Annotated in this window: 12 protein-coding genes; 2 read left to right on the forward strand and 10 right to left on the reverse strand. The window is 56.4% G+C overall.

Translation table 11 applies throughout. The features are described 5' to 3' along the window. Positions 1-220: 220 nt before the first annotated feature. The 10 genes from HU144_RS00795 to HU144_RS00840 all read right to left on the reverse strand — a co-directional run bounded on the left by HU144_RS00795 (position 221) and on the right by HU144_RS00840 (position 15,972). The gene (locus HU144_RS00795) at positions 221-2,851 is read right to left on the reverse strand and encodes a bifunctional glycosyltransferase/CDP-glycerol:glycerophosphate glycerophosphotransferase (RefSeq protein WP_235349695.1); all 2,631 of its coding nucleotides are present in this window, start codon (positions 2,849-2,851) and stop codon (positions 221-223) included. A gap of 1 nt (position 2,852) precedes the next feature. Beyond that, a complete protein-coding gene (locus tag HU144_RS00800) occupies positions 2,853-4,730 on the reverse strand; it encodes a hypothetical protein (protein WP_235349696.1) in 1,878 nt (625 codons plus the stop codon). Positions 4,731-4,826: 96 nt separating this feature from the next. Then, a complete protein-coding gene (locus HU144_RS00805; RefSeq protein WP_235349697.1) occupies positions 4,827-6,575 on the reverse strand; it encodes a DUF6270 domain-containing protein in 1,749 nt (582 codons plus the stop codon). A 245-nt stretch (positions 6,576-6,820) separates the two neighbouring features. Continuing rightward, a complete protein-coding gene (locus HU144_RS00810) occupies positions 6,821-7,690 on the reverse strand; it encodes a DUF6270 domain-containing protein (RefSeq protein WP_235349698.1) in 870 nt (289 codons plus the stop codon). Beyond that, positions 7,687-8,997, reverse strand: coding sequence for an ABC transporter ATP-binding protein (locus HU144_RS00815; protein ID WP_235349699.1), 1,311 nt, complete (start codon positions 8,995-8,997; stop codon positions 7,687-7,689). The genes HU144_RS00810 and HU144_RS00815 overlap by 4 nt, the downstream gene beginning before the upstream one ends. Then, the gene (locus tag HU144_RS00820) at positions 8,984-9,883 is read right to left on the reverse strand and encodes an ABC transporter permease (protein WP_235349700.1); all 900 of its coding nucleotides are present in this window, start codon (positions 9,881-9,883) and stop codon (positions 8,984-8,986) included. Before HU144_RS00820 ends, HU144_RS00815 begins: the two co-directional genes overlap by 14 nt. Then, a complete protein-coding gene (locus HU144_RS00825; RefSeq protein ID WP_235349701.1) occupies positions 9,880-11,643 on the reverse strand; it encodes a glycosyltransferase family 4 protein in 1,764 nt (587 codons plus the stop codon). The genes HU144_RS00820 and HU144_RS00825 overlap by 4 nt, the downstream gene beginning before the upstream one ends. Further along, positions 11,640-13,001, reverse strand: a complete 1,362-nt coding sequence (locus HU144_RS00830) for a glycosyltransferase family 4 protein (protein WP_235349702.1) — start codon at positions 12,999-13,001, stop codon at positions 11,640-11,642. The genes HU144_RS00825 and HU144_RS00830 overlap by 4 nt, the downstream gene beginning before the upstream one ends. Further along, positions 12,998-14,035: an MraY family glycosyltransferase gene (locus HU144_RS00835; RefSeq protein ID WP_235349703.1), complete on the reverse strand. Its 1,038-nt coding sequence runs from the start codon at positions 14,033-14,035 to the stop codon at positions 12,998-13,000. The genes HU144_RS00830 and HU144_RS00835 overlap by 4 nt, the downstream gene beginning before the upstream one ends. Beyond that, entirely contained in the window at positions 14,035-15,972 is a 1,938-nt protein-coding gene (locus tag HU144_RS00840) for a polysaccharide biosynthesis protein (RefSeq protein WP_235349704.1), read from the reverse strand. The genes HU144_RS00835 and HU144_RS00840 overlap by 1 nt, the downstream gene beginning before the upstream one ends. A gap of 231 nt (positions 15,973-16,203) precedes the next feature. Between HU144_RS00840 and HU144_RS00845 the strand changes: the two genes are divergently transcribed. Together HU144_RS00845 and HU144_RS00850 are read left to right on the forward strand one after the other, a co-directional pair. Beyond that, positions 16,204-18,096: a glycosyltransferase family protein gene (locus HU144_RS00845; protein WP_235349705.1), complete on the forward strand. Its 1,893-nt coding sequence runs from the start codon at positions 16,204-16,206 to the stop codon at positions 18,094-18,096. Positions 18,097-18,355: 259 nt separating this feature from the next. Next, positions 18,356-18,799 (forward strand): hypothetical protein, encoded by a 444-nt coding sequence (locus tag HU144_RS00850; RefSeq protein WP_235349706.1) that lies wholly within the window; start codon positions 18,356-18,358, stop codon positions 18,797-18,799. Positions 18,800-18,808: the final 9 nt, after the last annotated feature.

Consider the following 18,808-nt stretch of genomic DNA (forward strand, 5'->3'; position numbering starts at 1 on the left):
AATGCTATGTACGTTTGACTGATTGATGACTACGATGTCATCAACTGATACGTATCGTAACCATGTCGAAACGCACCACATAAGATACTCGGGCGGCCTCAAACCTTCCCAGTAGCAACAAACTTTGTGCATTTGTCTCCAAGCATAGAACCGTACGTTTTTTATTAGAGGACGAAGCATGAATCATTCAGGTCAAAGACAAAAGCCAAACCTCCATAGCTTAAACATCCTCAATAGCCTGAACGATGCGTTCGCTGTTGCTGAAGTCGCGTAAATAGAAAACAGACAATGCCCTATCCAAGAAATGGTCTCTCACTTTCCTGTCAGTCAACAACCGCTCAACTGAGCCAACTACCGAACTCACTGAACTGACAACTGGACCAAAACCTGCATCATCGTAATTATAATACCCCTTGCGGTAATTGTGTCCGCCAGAAAACACAGCTTCGCTATCAAACTGAAAATAGACTGAAGGAATATCTATATACGCAGCATCAAAAGCTACTGACGAATAGTCAGTCACAAAGACCGAAGCACGGGCTAGCGTCTCTTGGAAAGAATTTGAGGATAGATCCACCCGAGCCACATGTGGTGGCAAAGATAATTTGGGGAGCAAATTGCTCAAAGATGGGTGAACAACGAACTCGATCGAAAGACCCTTTGATTCTGCTAACAGCCTCAAATCTTCGGATTTGAGCAAATCCAACCATTGCCGACCGTAAAGCGTCTGCCCAAAGACCGCGTTTCTCTCAGCCGATGAATACCCCAACAACTCATCACGAATATGAGCACGCCAGGTAGGCATAATGAGAATAGACTCTCTGCTTGATCTTCTAGAAATCTCTAGTAAGCGATCGTAACGAGAAAACCCTGTCAAAGCAACGTTTCCGGATCTGATCTTATACGGAGACCCGGGCCCGATAAACGACGTGTATTCGTCACGACTAGCCGTAATCAAAAGGTCTATCTGCTTCGGATTGAGCCACCTAGAAAGGTCATCCTTGGTGACTCCATGTTGCAAAAAAACGAACTTCCCTTTTGGAGACCCAAATAACTCACGAGGAGCCGGGTACATCACATCAGCCGTGGCATCAGAAGAAATTCGAAACGATCCGTTCAGAGCGGCAAGATATAGCTCCTCAGAGCCATATTCGAGCATACGGAACCCTTCGGTAGACAGTCTTGGCCAATCCTTAGAAGCCTTTGACAACACGAAGAAGGCATTAATGTCCGGCCGTTCCTTCATTAGATACCTGTACAGGTGCTCGCCATTATCGTCTGCTTTGTCCGGACGGTCCATAACCAACCAGGCATTTGAGTATCTACGTTGTACTTCCGGGAGCTTCGAGTTTTGCACGGTGCGTATAACCCGCCCGCTCTCGGTCTGCTGCCTCGCGGAAGACAACGACCTGCGTGTTGCCTGCACAGTCTTGTCAAAGACAACCCGGGCAGCGGACCTCCTGGTAGTCAGGGATTTGACTCGCACTCGCGATCTAATCTTCTGAGCCTGACTCCTAGTGCGACCGATCTGTGCGGCGGTTACGTTTTGCTTGACTCGACTAGCAGATTCACTTGACGGCGCTGGCCATTTCGGATTGGAGAACTTGCGCGACCTAAGCATCGTACCGTTGGAAAACACCGTTATTTCGCTACCCTCGAGCGTCAAGCTCTCCTCGACAGCAAATGCTTCCCCAAATAGTCTATGGGTAGTGTAGTCATGTTCGACGGGCTCCGTAACGGCGCCATCAGCATAGAACTCGGTGTACGGACGAGTTCCCGAATAGATAAAAGTGATCTTTGCTCGTCCGTATTTATCAGAATTCCAACGATATAGAGCCACCTTGTCTTGAGGTGTCTTACCATATCTCAAACGAATCGATTCGCGGAGGGCCCAGGGGTGGGGGTTGCAGCTGAATTCCTCAATAGTCGAGGAGTCTATACGCCGCATGATTTCTTCTAATAGGTCAAGAAATTCGCGACGAGTTGCCGAGTCAATCCACGCCACCTTCGAAACCATAACTTGATCCTCTTTGAAGTACCAAAGGAGGTCGTAAAGTACCATGTACTGTGCCCATTTAGGTACCTGCCCCCTTCGGCCAACCTTATTTAACAGGTCTAGATAGCCTCGTCGAGGGGTGTTCAAAAACCTATCCGATGTACTCCAGCTTGATTGTACCAGCGAATTCTGAGCGGCTCGTTTTCTATAATAGTAGATCGCTTTCGACACTAGGCCGACCATAGGTCGGTTAAATAGGTCGAGATATCGACCGATTAGATGCGCATCTTCGAATGTCGGACGAATTGCCGTGTCGTAATTCAGATCATTCTCACGCAGGTGGTTCAATTTAAAAAACGCTGTCGCACCCAGCTGAAATGCTTCTGGTTCCTCATCAAGGTCCGCTATTCGTTCACCGAATTTGAACTTCTTCGCCAATGGATGGCTGTCCCGATATTCCCCAGTCTCATCATTAAGTATGTAAACCCTAGTCGAAAGAATTGAACTTAGGTTCTCTTCATCTCTAAGGATGAAACTCTCTACAGAAGAGAAGTATTCAGGGTCCAAGATGTCGTCCGGATCAGCAACCGTGACCCACTCACCTGATACCCGTTCTAACGCAACCGCGCGTGCGGCAGCGGCGCCGCAGTTCTCTTGGTGGATCAGGGAAACATTGTCGCGTCCACTCATCCAAGCCTCAAAGATCGATGCTGAGCTATCGGTTGAGCCGTCATTCACAGCTACAATTTCTATCTTGTCTATAGGATACGTCTGCGCGTCCAACGACCGCAAAAACGCATCGATATATTGTTCAACTTCATAGATGGCAATAATGACGCTGAATGTTGGTCTCATTCTAAATCGATTCCGAGGTAGAGAACGTTGACGACAAGATTGCAGAAGTGGCCGAATCGGCGACCGTGGAAGAGGGCAAACGCAGTATCCGAAGGTCCAATGGAGAGGGAGCAGCGTCATAGAAATGATTGCGGTATATGCGAGCTTCGGTCACGTTGCCCTTATCAATCAGCACAGTACTTTTCGCATATAGCTCTATTACACTTTCCGACTCTTGCAACGAGACGTTTGTAACGATCGCCTCGGCCTCTTCAGCTTGACCCAAGTATAACAGCACCCGCACTAACGCGACGCGGGTCCACGATTTAAGAACCGAACTCAGGTTTAAGCTTTCTGCACGACTCTGCACATAGACTAGTACACGATGGGCGTGCTCTATTCGCCCCAACGACTCGAGAAGAAAAGCTTGTGTGAACCGAAGCCGAAATATCGCTTCATGGTCACGATAACCAGTATGGATCAGGTCGTCACAGGCGCTTCCGATTCTAGTAACCAGCTCCGGGATACTGTATACGTGTGGAGATATTGCAATATCGCGATAGATTGAGACTACTGGCACCAGTCGATACACAAGTGCCAGTCTTTCATCGGCCTGAAACGACCGTTGCAAATTATAAATTTCTATCAACAGATAGTCTAACAAGGACTCACTATCGCCTTGGTCCAGCGAAACCTCTGGGTCGATAGACAACCAGTATCCTGCCCTTTGAGTCATCAACTGCACTGCCTCGGCCAGTGCCCGCAGTGTTCGAAGATTCTGTCTCGGCTGGTCGCTTGCAGTTTCCAAAAGTCTAGCTTCTGAAAGCGCCCGGGCTGTATGCCCTGCCTTGAGCAACGCCAGAACCAATAGCTGACGGAGACCGACAACTATCGGTGAGTGAGGCCCGTAAGAGCTAGATACAACGAAAATACCTTGTTCGATATCCGATATCTCAACCTGGTTCTTCGGTCGAAATAGACGCGCTGAGGTTGAGACTGCGAACTCACTGATTTGCCGAAGAGTTCGAAATGACCCTCCAGTCGCTTCGAGGTTTGGAACATCAGGTGGGAGATCACTCACCAGTGATTTTGCTAACTGGGTCACTTCATTGTGAACCGATATTCCTATGAGGTCATAGAATAACGTCAACATTGGCTGTTCGGATTCATTCGCATCTTGGTCAAATGCTGGATTTTCAGTAATGCTCTGTCCAGAGTCAAAACAGAGTTCGATGATCTGGTCAATGGTTTCTACCCAACGCTCCATTGAATCGACCGCCATTCGCGCTGGGGCCCACGACACCTCGTCACGGGAGCAGACCAATGCCGCATGGACATCGTTCTTATCCAATTCACCCCTAAGGTATCCAATCCACGCTTCTATTGGGGCCGGTGCCGTCGGATTCGCATGACCGAAAGTTGTATCAGCAGCTAACCCCCGCGTAATTCGAAAAAGTTGAATACATATGTCCGCTTCAAAGCGAGACGCGCCACAGCGACTCTCGATTACATCGACGATTTCCACATACTTATTCTCAACAAAATCGTCTAATCGGCCGAGGCGCTCCAGAGCATACGCAGTTCCGATAAATCGAGTTTCAAATTCAGTCACCTCCTTTGAACACAGGATCAAAACCTCCCGAGCCAGGCCGGCCGAGCACAGAGCCTTCAGATCGTCGACTGAGAACGTAGACATGTGCGGAAAACAATAGGAGAACAGTGCTGCGGCAACTTCATCGTAGCCTTTTTGCTCCAATTCTCGTGCAGTGGACCACGCACGAGAAAGCATCTTTGGAGATACCTCAGCAGCATCCTCCGCTCTTAGCGAATGAAGGCGGAGCAGGCGCAACCCATCTGCCCGGTGACCTTCAGCGATCAATGACAATGCTTCGCCTAACACACTATCTCCATACACTATTACTCCCCACACTGCGTCCGACCGATAGATAAGTTGACCCTATTCTTATCCATTTCACGCTCATCTAGAGCATCTAAATCATCGTATTATCGAAAACATCATCTCACGACCAAGTCCTTTTCTAAGTCTTGAATGGAAGCTCGAATAATATGCCTTTTCATAGTGCACCGGACCCGGGCCCCACCGATGGTGGGAATCTGCTTGAAGCCCTGGGGCCATGCTGTCAACCGTCAGAGGATTCATGGTCTGAATGAACTGTTCATCGAGCCTTGACCACAACTGGTTGAGTTGAAGGATATGCTCATATGAGAATTTTTGTCCGTTCGTGTTAATGCCTCTATGCATGTAAACATTACGCGCAGAATTGAGACATACTACAGTGTTCGGAAGATTTTCGTCTAGAAAGAGCCTTAGAGCGGCACACTTGTTTTTAAAGAGACTGAAGAACTCATCTTCTGCGTTCTGTCCATTGACCCGTCGGTGACTGTTGAGATCCTGATACCCGTTTGCATTTGGAAGCTTCCATTCGTTATTCGTGATCCATGAGTTTTCTATTTCCAAGACCCCGAAGCGAGTGTCGGCAAATAGATCTACAAGGAGGATATCGGGTTGGTCAGTTACAAGCTCCCCAAGAAATGATTTCGACAAATCCCTCGTGACCACCTCTTTGTCATGGACATTCAGACCGTCATAGAACTGTTCGGAGACCTCGATGGATTCTGACATTAGAGATATTATAGAGGATTGATAGAATGTGGATTCTATTTGCCACAATGATTTCCAAAATGGTGAAATTTCTCCGTTGAAATTGTCGCGGGTGACACACGAACCAATTATGCTGACTGTGGGCAGTTTATCCTCGTTTTGATACTGTGGATCTTTTACATTAAGTTTTTCGTCAAGATAGCGAGTAAATACATCATCGCCTACTCGTCCGGTTATCGAGAGTACGTAGTTGCCGGGGAGGATGTTCGTTAAATCCAATCCTTCATACTTTGGAGTCGCATAATAGGCCTTGGACTGGTCCCTCCAACTATCGCCAGTCAGCACCTGCGCATTCGGTCGGTTTCCATTCGCCAGCTCTACAGTCACCTGGCCTTGCCTCTTGTCCACCGAAGCCATCGAAAGGTAGTATTGTATGGATCCCCATGCTGGAAAATCTTTACCGTGCGGAACGAAATATCCCTGCAAATAGAGTTTCGATTTCTCTATTTCTAGCTGCGTTGATTCGAAATAGGCATCCGAGATTGATCGGCCCGGAACCGGCAGCCTGTATAGAGTCCATTTCTTTCCATCTGAAACTGACCCGAGAGCCGCGTTTTCTGCTAAAGTCCAATTCATGTGTTCAGGCGCTTGAAGGTTCTGCAGGCTGTATACGCCTTCTGCTCGTTCGATGCTCAAGCCAACCGTGTATTTCCCTGGTGGAAGGCTTGAGAGATTGATTCCGGCCTCTCCTAGCGTTGTGACCGCACCGTGAGAATAGTCAATTCGGCCAGCTGGATCGAGCGCGTGTGTGAGACTCGGATTCTTGATCGTAGCAAGTGGGTACCAGTAGTCGTCACCTTCTGCATCTTCGTTCGTTAATATGAGGCGATTCTTCGTCAAACCGTACCTATCGCTGGAGTGCCCCAGCACTACAGCATATCCGTTGCAGTGCAGCACCCCGTTTTTCATCAAACGAACTTCATTGATTTCGCATTTTAGTTGCTTAGTCTCGTTCTCTCGTTTGGAGCTATATCGGTCCGTGGATGTGTCGGTGGCATCTGAATTGCTCTGGCCTGAATCACCGCCAGCTCCCACTGTTGCGGAGGTATTGCTACTTGGCATGATTTTTTCCTCGGTGGTTGCTCAATCAGCTTCTATTCGTCGTTACAGTGGTCGGTCCAGGGTCTGCCTAATTCGTTTGTTTCAGAATTGTTTTTCATAGTACTCTTTTCGAGGCTTCCTCCCTCTGTGCGGTATGGATAATTCGTTGGTGCGTTTTCTGCAAGCCAGATCGTACTATCCTTCTGGAATGCGTGGTGCGTGCTTAGTCGCCTACGTTGTCCCGACGAGTCTCTCGCGTGGTCAATCTATTCGTAGATCCTATTTATTTCATCCGCGATAGATCTGTAATCGGCGGTCCTGTAGTGGTACGGCTCGGGCCCCCACTTATGGAGCGGATCTATTCGCAATTGCTTTGACTCCCTTCGCACCGTGCGGACAGTCAATTTGCGTGCGTATTCGAAGTATCGGCTGTAGACCTTGTTAGCTGCAATTGCACTGTCTGCATACGATTCTGCGTCCGTTGGCGGCACGTTACGCAGGCGTGTCCATACCTGGCCTGGGCTGCTCCCCTGGGTGATTGCTCTGACAACGTCTCTCTTTCCTCGGTGTAGTCGTCTTAGCCTACGAGATAGCAGTGAAAGGTGACGCACTTTTTTGCTGGGGTGGCGAGAACCTTGGATTGCCGCGGCCCAATCAATTTCAAGCAATACAGTCTTGTCGGCGAGTCCAACCAATGCAAGACCGTCGAGGAGTGTCTTGTAGCCCAATTTCCAAGCGTCGAAATGTTCCTGGGTGCCGAATTCGATTTTGCGAGCGCCATTCTGACGGGCATCGCGCGTCGCTCCACAGGACTCTGCCTCTATCGAGTTGGTCATAGTAGTGCCATCAGGAAAAAGCCAGAAGCCTCGTCGTTCGTCTACGAGATCAATTAGCACCAGATCAATGTTCGTTGAGTGTTGAACGATTCTTTGTAGGCCGGCACCGTCAAGGTCGTTCTTGACCATACGCGCCTGAAATTCGGAATTCAGGCCATCGAGATTGATTCCGTTGTGGCCGTGGGGAAGTTTGAGTGTCACCGCTGAGTGTCTAGCAACGTACACCACGACCTCAGAATTGGAAAGAAACTCAGATGTGTCACGGCTGACGCATGAGCCGAAAATCGCAATTTTTCTCATCGCCCAGCATCCCGGTGTTCAGAGGCAGCGTTCTTCGTCTGACGCGCATGCTCGCGCTGTTGGTATCGTTCATCTGCTATCTTTTGAGCCCGGGAAGCCAACCGACGACCGGTGAAGTCATCGGCGGAGGCAACTGAAGAGGCCCGATCATCAGGGTTCGCTGCGCGCAGGACCACCCGTTTTTCACTCGAACGCAGACGCAGAGGCGGTGGCCCGTCGTGGATAGGAGGTGCACTGACAGCCTGCGAAGCTGGCTTCGGCAATGCCGGGAACTTCGCCTTGGGAGGTTCGTCCGCGAGGTTCTCGGGCCACACCTGAGATCCGGCTGCTGCGAGCATAGGCGTGGGTGTCTCCTCGACCTCGTCACGTTCGTCTCTGCGTTGGACATGCCGGGACGAGACTGCTGTCTTCTTCACAGATCGGGCGGCATGACGTGGAATCGGGTCCCGGATGAGTTCCGGCTCGAGAATGTTGATCTCTTCTTTGACGGCGTTGCTGACGACATCGTGAAGAAGCTTGTCGGCGATGTCTTCCTTGCCCTTGGCGACGTTCCACGCCCACCAACGGTATTTCTCCGCCACCGCCTCAGCGGGGCCGTTCATGAGGATCTCGCCTCGGTGCATCCAGACGGCACGCGTGCACAGCTCCTGAATCACCTTTGCCGCGTGATTGACGAGCAGAACAGTACCTGCCTCCGCGAGGAGTTCGTCCATGGCACGTTCGCTGCGTTCAGCGAAAGTGGCGTCACCGGTGGAAAGTGCTTCGTCGATGAGCAGGATCTTCGGTCGTGCGGCCAAGGCGATCGCGAAGCGAAGCCGGGACCCCATCCCCGAAGAGTAGGTACCCATCGGACGGTGGATTGCCGACCCAAGTGCGGAGAGTTCGACAACGCGGCCGAAAGCCTCTTCTGCTTCGTCTGGAGACAGCCCCATGGCCAGACATCCCAGCCGGACGTTCTCGCTGCCGGACAACGACGGCTGCAACGCGGCGCTGACGCCTAGAAGAAGCGGTTGATAGCGGACCAGAATACGGCCGCGGTCGGGCTGTTCGACACCGGCGATATTGCGCAGGAACGTCGATTTCCCGGAACCGTTCGCGCCGACGATACCGATCATTTCGCCCTCGGTCGCCACAAGATTCACGCCTCTCAGTGCGCGTACGGTGGTCTGGCTACCCCGCCCCAGTGCCGCATCTGCAAGGCGTCGCAGGCCTTTTGCACGCCGTCCGGGATCGTTGGTGTTCACCGTATAGCGAACTTGGATATTCTCCGCAATGATATTGGGCGATTGCAGGTCAGAGTCGACCATAGGACTCCTCCCCTCGCCAGAAGTATAAGAATCCGACAACGACTATTCCGAACGCCCATACGATTGCCGATGTCCACATCCACCATGGGGAATCGACTCCATAGAGGAGAGAATTGCGAGTCAGCTCCAGGTATGAATACATCGGATTAACCCGCATAACGGTCAGCAGCTGGGGGAGGTGGGAGAGCTTGTCGTCGATGACGAAGAAGACGCCCGAACCATAGAGCCAGAATCGACTGACAATTGACATGAGATTGACGATATCGGGGATCTTGTGACCGATGCGGGCTAGCATACAGGCAATGCCTACGTTGAAGATCGTCTGCAGGGCGATGACGGGTATGACCAGGACGACTCTCCACGTCATGACCTCAGCTGGAGGAATCACCACGAGGAGAACAATCATGACGAAAACGCTCGGGATGAAGTCAAAGAAGTTCCGCACCACGGTTGAAATCGGCAGAGCAGCACGCGGGAACTGGAAACCTTTGATCATCGCGGATCCAGACCGGATCGCGCCGGTGCCTCCGGTCACCGACCTGCTGGTGTACTGGAAGAAGAATACCCCGATGACTAGGTATCCGATGAAGTTATCGACGCTCTTCTGCGTCCCCAGGATGAAGCCGAAGATGAACCAGAAAGCCAACACCGAGAGCAGGGGATTGATGAACAGCCATCCATAGCCCAGCAGGTTCTGTCGAGTGGAGCCACTCACCTTCGCGCGAGATTCGGCGACGATGAAATGCCGGCGGTCCCACAGCGCTGCAAGGTAGCTGCGCAGGCTTGTCCGCTTGCCGACTGGGACGAGGCCCTCGCTGGATATGGAGGGGATTGAGCTCAGTCCGAGCGGGTTCGTGGGGTCGCTCGCATTGGTCGTGTCACTCACTTCGCTTCAGCCCCTGTGAGCTGCGAATAGACCTGTCCATATCGACGACCGATGTCCTTCCACCTCCGTGTCTCAAGAACATGTTCACGTCCATTCTGTCCCAAACTCTTCCTCGCACTATGATCGCAGGCCAACTGAGAAAGCACGTCTGCCAGCTCCTGGGGACTCTCCGGATTGACACAACGGCCTGCATTGCCCGGGACCAGTTCCCTCAGCGCGGGCAGATCGGAGATGACCACCGGGCGGGCCAGACCCATTGCTTCGATCGGTTTGATCGGGGTCACGAGCCCGCACACCGGCACGTTCTTACGGGGGACGACGATAGCGTCGAGCGCCAACTGACGCTCGATGGCCTCGGTCTGAGACACCCGTCCGGTGAAGACCGCGTGCTCGCCCAGAGCTTTTGCACGTTCTCGCAACTCCGGCAGTGCGACACCGTCTCCAGCAATGAGGAGCCGCAGATCAACGCCTTGGGCTCGCGCAATGATGACAGCGTCGACCAGGACATCGAGGCCTTCATAGCCGACGATCGAGGCAGCGGTGCCTACCCAGATTCCCTCTTCAGCCATTCCGAGGCTACTCCTGACCTCAGCGGGGGTGCGGGTGACATCAGCGTTAACGACGGCGTCGGAGACCGAGTTCGGGATGAGTGTGATCTTGTCTGCCGGAACTCCGCCCGCAATGAGGTGGTCACGCATTGTCTCGCCGAGCGTGATGACGGCGTTGGCGGCCGTAGCAACCTCGATCTCTTTAGCCCGCATGAGTTCGAAGCGCTGGCTGGAACGACGAGCCTCTCGCTCTGCGAGGGTGGATCCACCTGCTGCCCAAGTCTCTTCGAGGACACCCCTGACTTCATAGACCCAGGGCAGGTCGATGCTTCGAGCCGCCGCACCCGTAGCGAGTCCATTGACATAGTGCGTGGTCGTGTGGAGAACCTGGGTGCCGCGTTCCTGTGCCTGGCGGGCAAGCCACTCAGCCTGATCACGCAGACGGAGAGAGGGTGTGGGCAACGGACGCAGCGGCACCTGCCGCAGGTAGTCGATACCGTCGACGGATTCGACCGGGCCTGAGCCCACCCGCCCAATCGTCACCGGATAGGAGGGACGGGTCGCTGCGGCCACCCGGTGTCCGGCTTCTTGAAGCGTGGTGAGGATGGCGTGCGAACGATATGCGTATCCGGAACGGGTGTGGGGCAGAGAATTCGTCAGCACGTGCAGGGCCGCGGGCTGGTCGGCCTCCCCCTTCGTGGAATTCGTTGAATCCGGCTTCACGGCTCGGACACGTCTGGCCGTGATGTGGTTCGTCACTGTGGGCCACCAGCCCGGCTGCAGGCAGAGACGCTCATCGACGAGCCGCGTGCGGCGGGCGCCCTCGGGCAGGACGTCGATCGCCTCGTCCAGCTGACCCTTGGTCCAGCGGATGCGTGAACTCAGAGCGGCAGCGCCAGACATCGAATCGGCAATGCCTTCGGCCTCGTCAAGGAGTCCGAGGTTGAGCGCGATCTCTCCCAACAGCCTGGACGGCGTCAGGGATTTCGACACGAGGCGCTTCGCCTTCGTCTCCTGCCCAAGCAACCAGGCCGAGGCAGCTTGTCCTGCATCACCGGGTACGAAGCCGAGGGTACGACCGATGAGGCGCGAAGCCGGCCCCGGCAGTCGCCGGGCCAGCTGCATACCGAAGAACACACGATCATCGTTGATGTGGGACGTCGTCGTCGAAGCCACATTGGCAAGCTGTCGGATAAGGAAGATCAGATTCATGAGACCGCCTGTGTGAGGATGCGCTCGTAGCTGTGGCCCATAGCCGCAGCGGAGGCGTGCCGGATCACCCATTCGCGCGGTTCCTGCCCAGCAGGAGGATTGGTGCCGACTTCTGCACCGGCTTCGACGCGCTCCCGCATCCGAGTCATGGCCGCGGACACTGAAGTGACATCCCCGGGAATCGCCACGTCACCGGCGGCGGTGCTGGTGATGATATCGGCAGCCTCGCCGGCGACGACGCCGAGGATCGGGATCCTTCGAGCCATCAGCGAATAGAGTTTCGAGGGCACCGTGCATTCGTAGGACTCGAGTGGGCCGAGACTCACGAGGCCGGCATCGGCCCAGTCCCAGTGGGCGGCAAGTTCCGCTCCCGCGTGTTGAGAATGGAACTCGACTTGAACCCGGCATTCAGCTGCCACGGACTTGAGTTCGGCTGTATCAGCACCGTCGCCGACGATGCGCAGGCGCACGCCCTCGGTGCGGGCCAGAGCACGGATCGAGGTGCCTAGGTCTTGGGAGCGGCCGACGGTACCCACGTAGAGCAGATTAAGTCCGGTACGTGCGGCAGAAGGGGTACGGTTCACGAAGTCGGCTGCGTTCACGGTCTCCTCAGCCGGCGGGATCAGGGGAATCGCGCCCGTGGCGGTCAGCCCGGAGGAACCTTCGAGTTCTGCAGGTGAGACCCCGCTGCGCACCACCTCGGCGGTCACGCCCCGCTGCTCCAGGCGGTGTTTGAAGCCGTCTGTCGTGACGACGACGACCGCAGCGCGACGTTGGGCGCGGGTCAGAAGATCCGGCAGGAGCCGGTGCTCGAGAGAGCCGGTGAGTGCACCCGGCAGGTACTTCCCGAGGGCACCGGTGACCAGGTTCATCTCAGAGATGAGATCCGGCCAGGCGTCGCGAACCTCGGCGACGTGCGGCACATGCAGAAGGCGCGACAGGGTGTCTCCGGCGAGCAGGAACGGTAGGGCCGGGGTCGTCGAGACGACGACATCGGGCTTCATCCTGCCGCGCAGCCGGTCGATGACGGCGGACATGGCACCGGTGGCCGACACGGTCTGGTCGAGCATCTGTCGGGCCATGGAGGAACCGCTGTGCAGATAGGGAACTCGTAGGATCCTCTCACCGTTGATCCCAGTGTCCCAAGTGCCACCGAGCCGCACGTCGACGCGGCGACGCCCTAGACCGACCCGGGACCCGAAGAACCCATCTCGATCAGGATATGGGTAGTGCGGGTGCGGAGCGACAGTGATGACCTGATGACCGGCGGCGCGGAGGTGGTCGACGAGAATCCGCCACCGCCGCTGAGGGGCACCGACCTCAGGGTAGTAATAGTGACTGAGAAGCAGAATCTTCATGCATTGACCGCCTTTGCTGTCTCACGTCTATTCAGCCACATCGGCAATAGTGCGTAGAGGGCCAAAAGGCCTGCCCAGAACACATGAGACGGATAGGTTGCCGCAGTGTTTCCTGCGATCAGTGTTGGTACGGCCAGAATACAGGCGAGGATGCTCAGTGAAGCGTGGAAGAGCGAGACACTTCCGTGCGACCAGCCGGCCTGTTGGATCCGTTGATAGATGTGCTGGCGGTGAGGGAGGAGGATGTTTTCGCCCTTGAACAGGCGCAGCACGAGGGTGAGTCCGACGTCGAAGAGGATGAAGATTATAGGTGCGATGATGACGACGATCGGCACACCGATCACGAACATCCACACCGCGATGGCGAAGACTGCTGCACCGATGCCGTAGCTTCCCGTGTCACCCAAAAAGGCCTTTGCGCGACCGAGGTTGAACGGCAGGAATCCGGCCGCGGCTCCGGCCAGCGCCAGGGAGAGCAGCGCGAGGTCATTCTCATCGATGTAGTACCCGACGAAGGCGAACCAGGCGCCGGTGACGATCGACCAGGTCGTGACGTAGCCGTTGAGTCCGTCGACGAAGTTCACCGCGTTGACCAGCGTGACGCCGATGACGGCGAAGACGAGGACGTGAGCGATGCCCTGCGTTGAGAACAGAGCGATGCAGGCGCTGAAGACTACAGCGAGGATGACCTGCCCGAGCAGACGGCCGACCGGCTGCAGCGAATCGAGGTCGTCGCTCATTCCGATGGCGGAATAGCACCAGGTCAGCACGAGGAATCCGACGGGCAGCATGAGACTGCCGAGGCCGAATACACCATGTTCGGTGACGTTCCAGACCATCGCCATCACTGTCGCCACCGTGATCCCACACCCGATGGCGACTCCCCCGCCGCGCACGGTCGCCTTGGTATGGGACGAGCGGTGGGACGGCACATCGACGACGCCCGCCCGTCGCAGCAGCGGAAAGGCGATGAGAGCGCTGACCGTCGTGACGACCGCGGCAACGACGAAGATCACCAGCGACTGCAGATCCATCAGCTGGTGGTCCCGACATCTTCAGCTATATCACCTGAGCCAGTGATCTCCGGACTCTTGCGCTCCAGAGACTGACCGAGGACGCGGGTGAGGTCTTCTTCGAGCTGTGTTCGCCTGGTGTAGACACCGGCATCTCGAGAGGCTTCGACGAGTCTTCTCAGCGCGTCAAGGTCGATCGGAGTGATCGGCACCTGGGTGATGAGCGGATGAGTCGGCCGGACGTCTTCTTCGCCGGGGGACAGGAGTGCCTCGGTCAGCTTCTCACCCGGACGCAGCCCGGTGTAGACGATGCGAGCATCGGAGCGCCCGCTGAGCGCGATGACACGATGGGCAAGATCGTTGATCTTGATCGGTTCACCCATATCGAGGACGAGCGTCTCACCGGGGCGGCCTATGGCCGCAGCCTGCAGGACTAGTTCGCAGGCCTCGTCGGCCGTCATGAAGTAGCGGGTGACTTCCGGGTCTGTGACCGTGACCGGGTCCCCGGCCGCGACCTGGGCGACGAAAGTCTCAAGCACCGATCCGCGGGAACCGAGCACATTGCCGAAGCGCACGGACATGTATTTCCGACCCGAGGCTGCAGCCACCGAAGCAACTGCGCGTTCGATCGAGAACTTTGTGCGCCCGAGCACTGAGGTTGCTCCCGCTGCCTTGTCCGTGGAGATGTGGACGAAGGATTCGACGTCGTTTGCCACTGCTGCGTCGAGCAGGTCGAGGCTGGCTCCGACGTTGGTGCGCACCGCCTGTTCAGGGAATCGTTCGAGGAACGTCAGGTGCTTGAGCGCCGCTGCGTGGAAGATGATGTCAGGTTTCGCCTCGGCGACGAGAGCATCAATGAAAGCCGGGTCCCGAAGGTCGCCAAGCACGAGATCTTCGCTGGTCAGCAGGGCCGAGCCTTCGAGTCCGAGCTGGGTGGCGTGCAGACCGGACTCGTCGCGGTCGGTCATGACGAGTCGTGCCGGGTCGAATCGGGCGACCTGTTTGCACAGCTGGGAGCCGATCGATCCGCCGGCACCAGTGACAAGGACGACGCGGTCAGTGATCGCAGACGAGATGTCCTCGACATTTGTCGTGATCGGCTGGCGACCGATGAGGTCTTCCAGACTGACGTCACGGAAATTGCGATGCCGCAGGTCGGCCACATCGGTTGAATCCGGTTCCGGTCGGCTGTAATCGGATACAGCGAATCGCGGCATGATCTTGATCTCGACTGGCCTGGATTCGAGATTCGAAGCTATGGCTTGGAGTTCCTCAGGAGGCAGGTCGGTGATGGCGATGAGCACAACACTGGCCCCGGTTCGGTCAACCTGATCCGCAATGCTTGAGATGGGTCCGAGCACGCGGATGCCGTTGTAGCGCAGATGTCGTTTGCTCGGATCATCGTCAAGCATCCCGACAGCCGCGTATTCGCCGTGGGAGTCCTGGGCGATCATGTCGAGGGCCAGGGTTCCCTGGCTGCCAGCCCCGACGACGAGGGCCGACCGAGAGGACCCGGAGGACGTCAAGGTCCGATGGCGCAGATTGCGGCGAACCCAGTTCTCCAAGCTCTTGACCACGAGCATCATGGCTCCGGCCGCGATCGGCACGCTGGTGGGAATCAGCAGCCGATCGGCGAAGACGAATTCGGCTACCCACATAATCCCCACGCCCAGGGCCACGGTTCCGGCGATCGCCGCGAACTGGTCGGTCGAGCCACGGCGGTAGCGTCCACGATAGACAGCCAGCGGGCCGCAGATGAGGAAGACGAGCAAGGCGATGGCCGCGCAGACGAACATGCCGAGGAAATTCACGCGGTCGAAGTAGAAGTCGTAGCGGACAAGAGTCATCGCGACGACAAGGAAGGCGAACACAATTCCATCGGTGGCGGAGAGGATGAATGCGAAGAGGCCCTTGGCCAAAGGGGTGCGTGAGTGTATGGGTCCGGAGTTGCTTCCCACAGTTCTCATTTCACTCGACTCACGCGCTCTGATCCGGTGGGCAAATCTGTGAAACAGACCTTGCCACAGTGGCCGAAGCCAGCGCTTTCCAACTCCCCGATTGTACTATTGAATATGACAGAATTGACACAAAGGTAGTGTGGCCAACATTAAGATTCGGTTGCGGATCCTGGTCCATTGCTAGCCGGCATGGCTGAACGGAGCGCGAGTCTCCGACGAGAGGAACACAACTTGGCCACAACGCCGATTCACACCCTGAGAACTGCGCTGTGGCATTGGCGGAAGGGCGGGTTGTCCCAGGTGACGGCGTGGAGACGCCGCCGCTCGATCGCTCAGGGGGCGGCAGAGGCCTCACCGCAGATTGCCACAGGATCACTGTCCGAGGAGGTCCTGTCCGAGCTGTTTCCCCCCATGCCGGTCCCCGATCGCATCCCCGTGTTCGCGCACACTCGCGTCGGAGTCATCCTCGACGAGTTCTCGGCTCAGAGCTTCGGCTTCGAGTGGTCGACCATGGAACTCACTCGCACCGACTGGTCTCACCAACTCGATGGCCTCGACTTCGTCTTCGTCGAATCGGCCTGGAACGGCAATGGCGGCGACTGGAAGTTCAAACTCAACGGCCCTTCCGGCCCAGGATCCGACGTCGTCGAACTGCTCACAGAATGCCGACGCCGAGGTCTGCCGACCGTGTTCTGGAACAAGGAGGATCCGCCGCATTTCGAGGATTTCCTTCCGCTAGCAAAGCTTGTCGACGTCGTGTTCACCAGCGATGTCCGACTCGTCCCTGACTACCAAGCACGGTTGGGCCATGACCGGGTGGCCGCTCTTCCGTTCGCAGCTCAGCCGGCAATCCACAACCCGGCCAGACCTGCCCGAAACTTCGCGGCCCGCGACATTGCCTTCGCCGGCATGTATTTCGCGCACAAATACCCTGAGCGTCGTGAGCAGATGGATCTGCTCTTGGGTGCGGCCGAGGCTGTGTCGGGTCGAATGGAGCACGGGCTGGAGATCTTCTCCCGATTCCTCGGCGACGATGAGCGCTACCAGTTCCCGGGAGCTCTGGCCGATCGGGTGGTGGGCGGTCTCCCCTATCGAAACCTGCTCACCGCCTACAAACATTTCAAAGTGTTCCTCAATGTGAATTCGGTCATCGACTCTCCCAGTATGTGCGCCCGTCGCATCTTCGAGATCTCTGCCGCCGGGACCCCTGTCGTGACCACGCCAAGTGCGGCGACCAGAGCGTTCTTCCCCACCGAGGAGGTGCCCCAGCCGGAGACCTCAGAAGAAGCGGAATGGACGCTTCGAGCCTATGTCCGCAGCCCCGAACTTCGGGATCGCACCGTGCACCTTGCGCAGCGGCGAATTTGGGCTGAGCACACCTACTCTCACCGTGCGATGACGGTCATGAACGCTCTCGAGCTGCCCTATGAGCCGCCCTTCACACGTTCGGTATCAGCGGTCGTCTCTACGAACAGGCCGAATCACCTCACCGAGGTGCTGACCACACATGCTTCTCAGATCCACGGAGACAAGGAATTGGTGCTCGTCGCTCACGGATTCGAAGTGAACACGGATCTTCGTTCCAGAGCGAGGGATGCAGGCATCGAGAATCTGCAGATCGTCGAAGTCGACGCCCAACAGCCGTTGGGCGTCTGCCTCAACCGTGGGGTGGAGGCTGCATCGGGCGAGGTCATCGCGAAGATGGATGACGACGACATATACGGGGCGCACTATCTGTCGGATCAGCTTGCTGCCATGCGCTATTCGAACGCGGACCTCGTCGGCAAACAGGCACACTACCTCCACATCCGCGGCAGCGACATCGTCATCTGCCGGTTCCCCGAACGTGAGCATCGCTTCACAGACCTCGTCATGGGACCGACGCTGATGACGCGGAGATCGACGCTGACGGCGCACCCTTTCGCCGAACGCACTCTGGGCGAGGATACAGACCTGCAGAAGCGGCTCGTTGCAGACGGTGCGCGGATCTACTCCGCCGATCGGTTCAACTTCGTTCAGGTCAGAGGCTCACATGCCCATACCTGGAGCGTTGAGGACAACCTGTTGCTGGCCAATGGAGACGTCCATTCGTTCGGGTATGCGAAGGGCCACTACTGCTTCTGATGATGGTCCCGACCCACCCTGTCGCCACCAGCACATCCAAGTAGGTGAACAACTGGCGAAGTCGGATCGAACCTTCGGCGACAGGGTGCGAATCCGGCGAAATGAGCGTGAGGACGCACCTAAGCTGAACGAGTTCCCATCGGGTGCTGGGCATTCTGCCTCGCCCCGGCGGGTATGAATCACCGAGGACAGGGTCGCCGACAACCGCCGGTGGTCTCACCAGTTATCCCGTCGGCATATGTGCCCAGGAGGCTGTTCGGTGAACTCTAAAGATCGTTTGGCCTATCGGGGATTGGTCGCCGCGGGGATCGTTCTGCCCGTGCTGGCCTTCCTCTGCGCTGCGATCGGAATCTGGCTGCTTGTCGCACTCTTCGGCAGCACCTGGATGATTGCCGCGGTCTGTCTCATGCATATGCAGACTCGAGTCCTCAATTCGGGTGCACGGGCTCTGCGTGATTCCGTGGCCCGCCGAGGTGGAGACACCGATGCCGGCTCAGACCTGGCAATGCACCTCGACACCATGGCTGCGGATCTCGCTTTGATGAGAGCGCATGCGCAAGCAGAACCGACACAGGATGAAGTGCGTGACGACCTCGTCCGACTGGCACACAGTCTGCGCCGTGAGATGCGCCTGCTGCAGTATGCCGTGACCGTTCATGATGAGCCATCGGCCTCGGCGGCGACCGCTGAACCGAGAATGTGAACGCCGAGA

The sequence above is a fragment of the Brevibacterium sp. UCMA 11752 genome, from assembly GCF_021532235.1.
GTDB lineage: Bacteria > Actinomycetota > Actinomycetes > Actinomycetales > Brevibacteriaceae > Brevibacterium > Brevibacterium antiquum.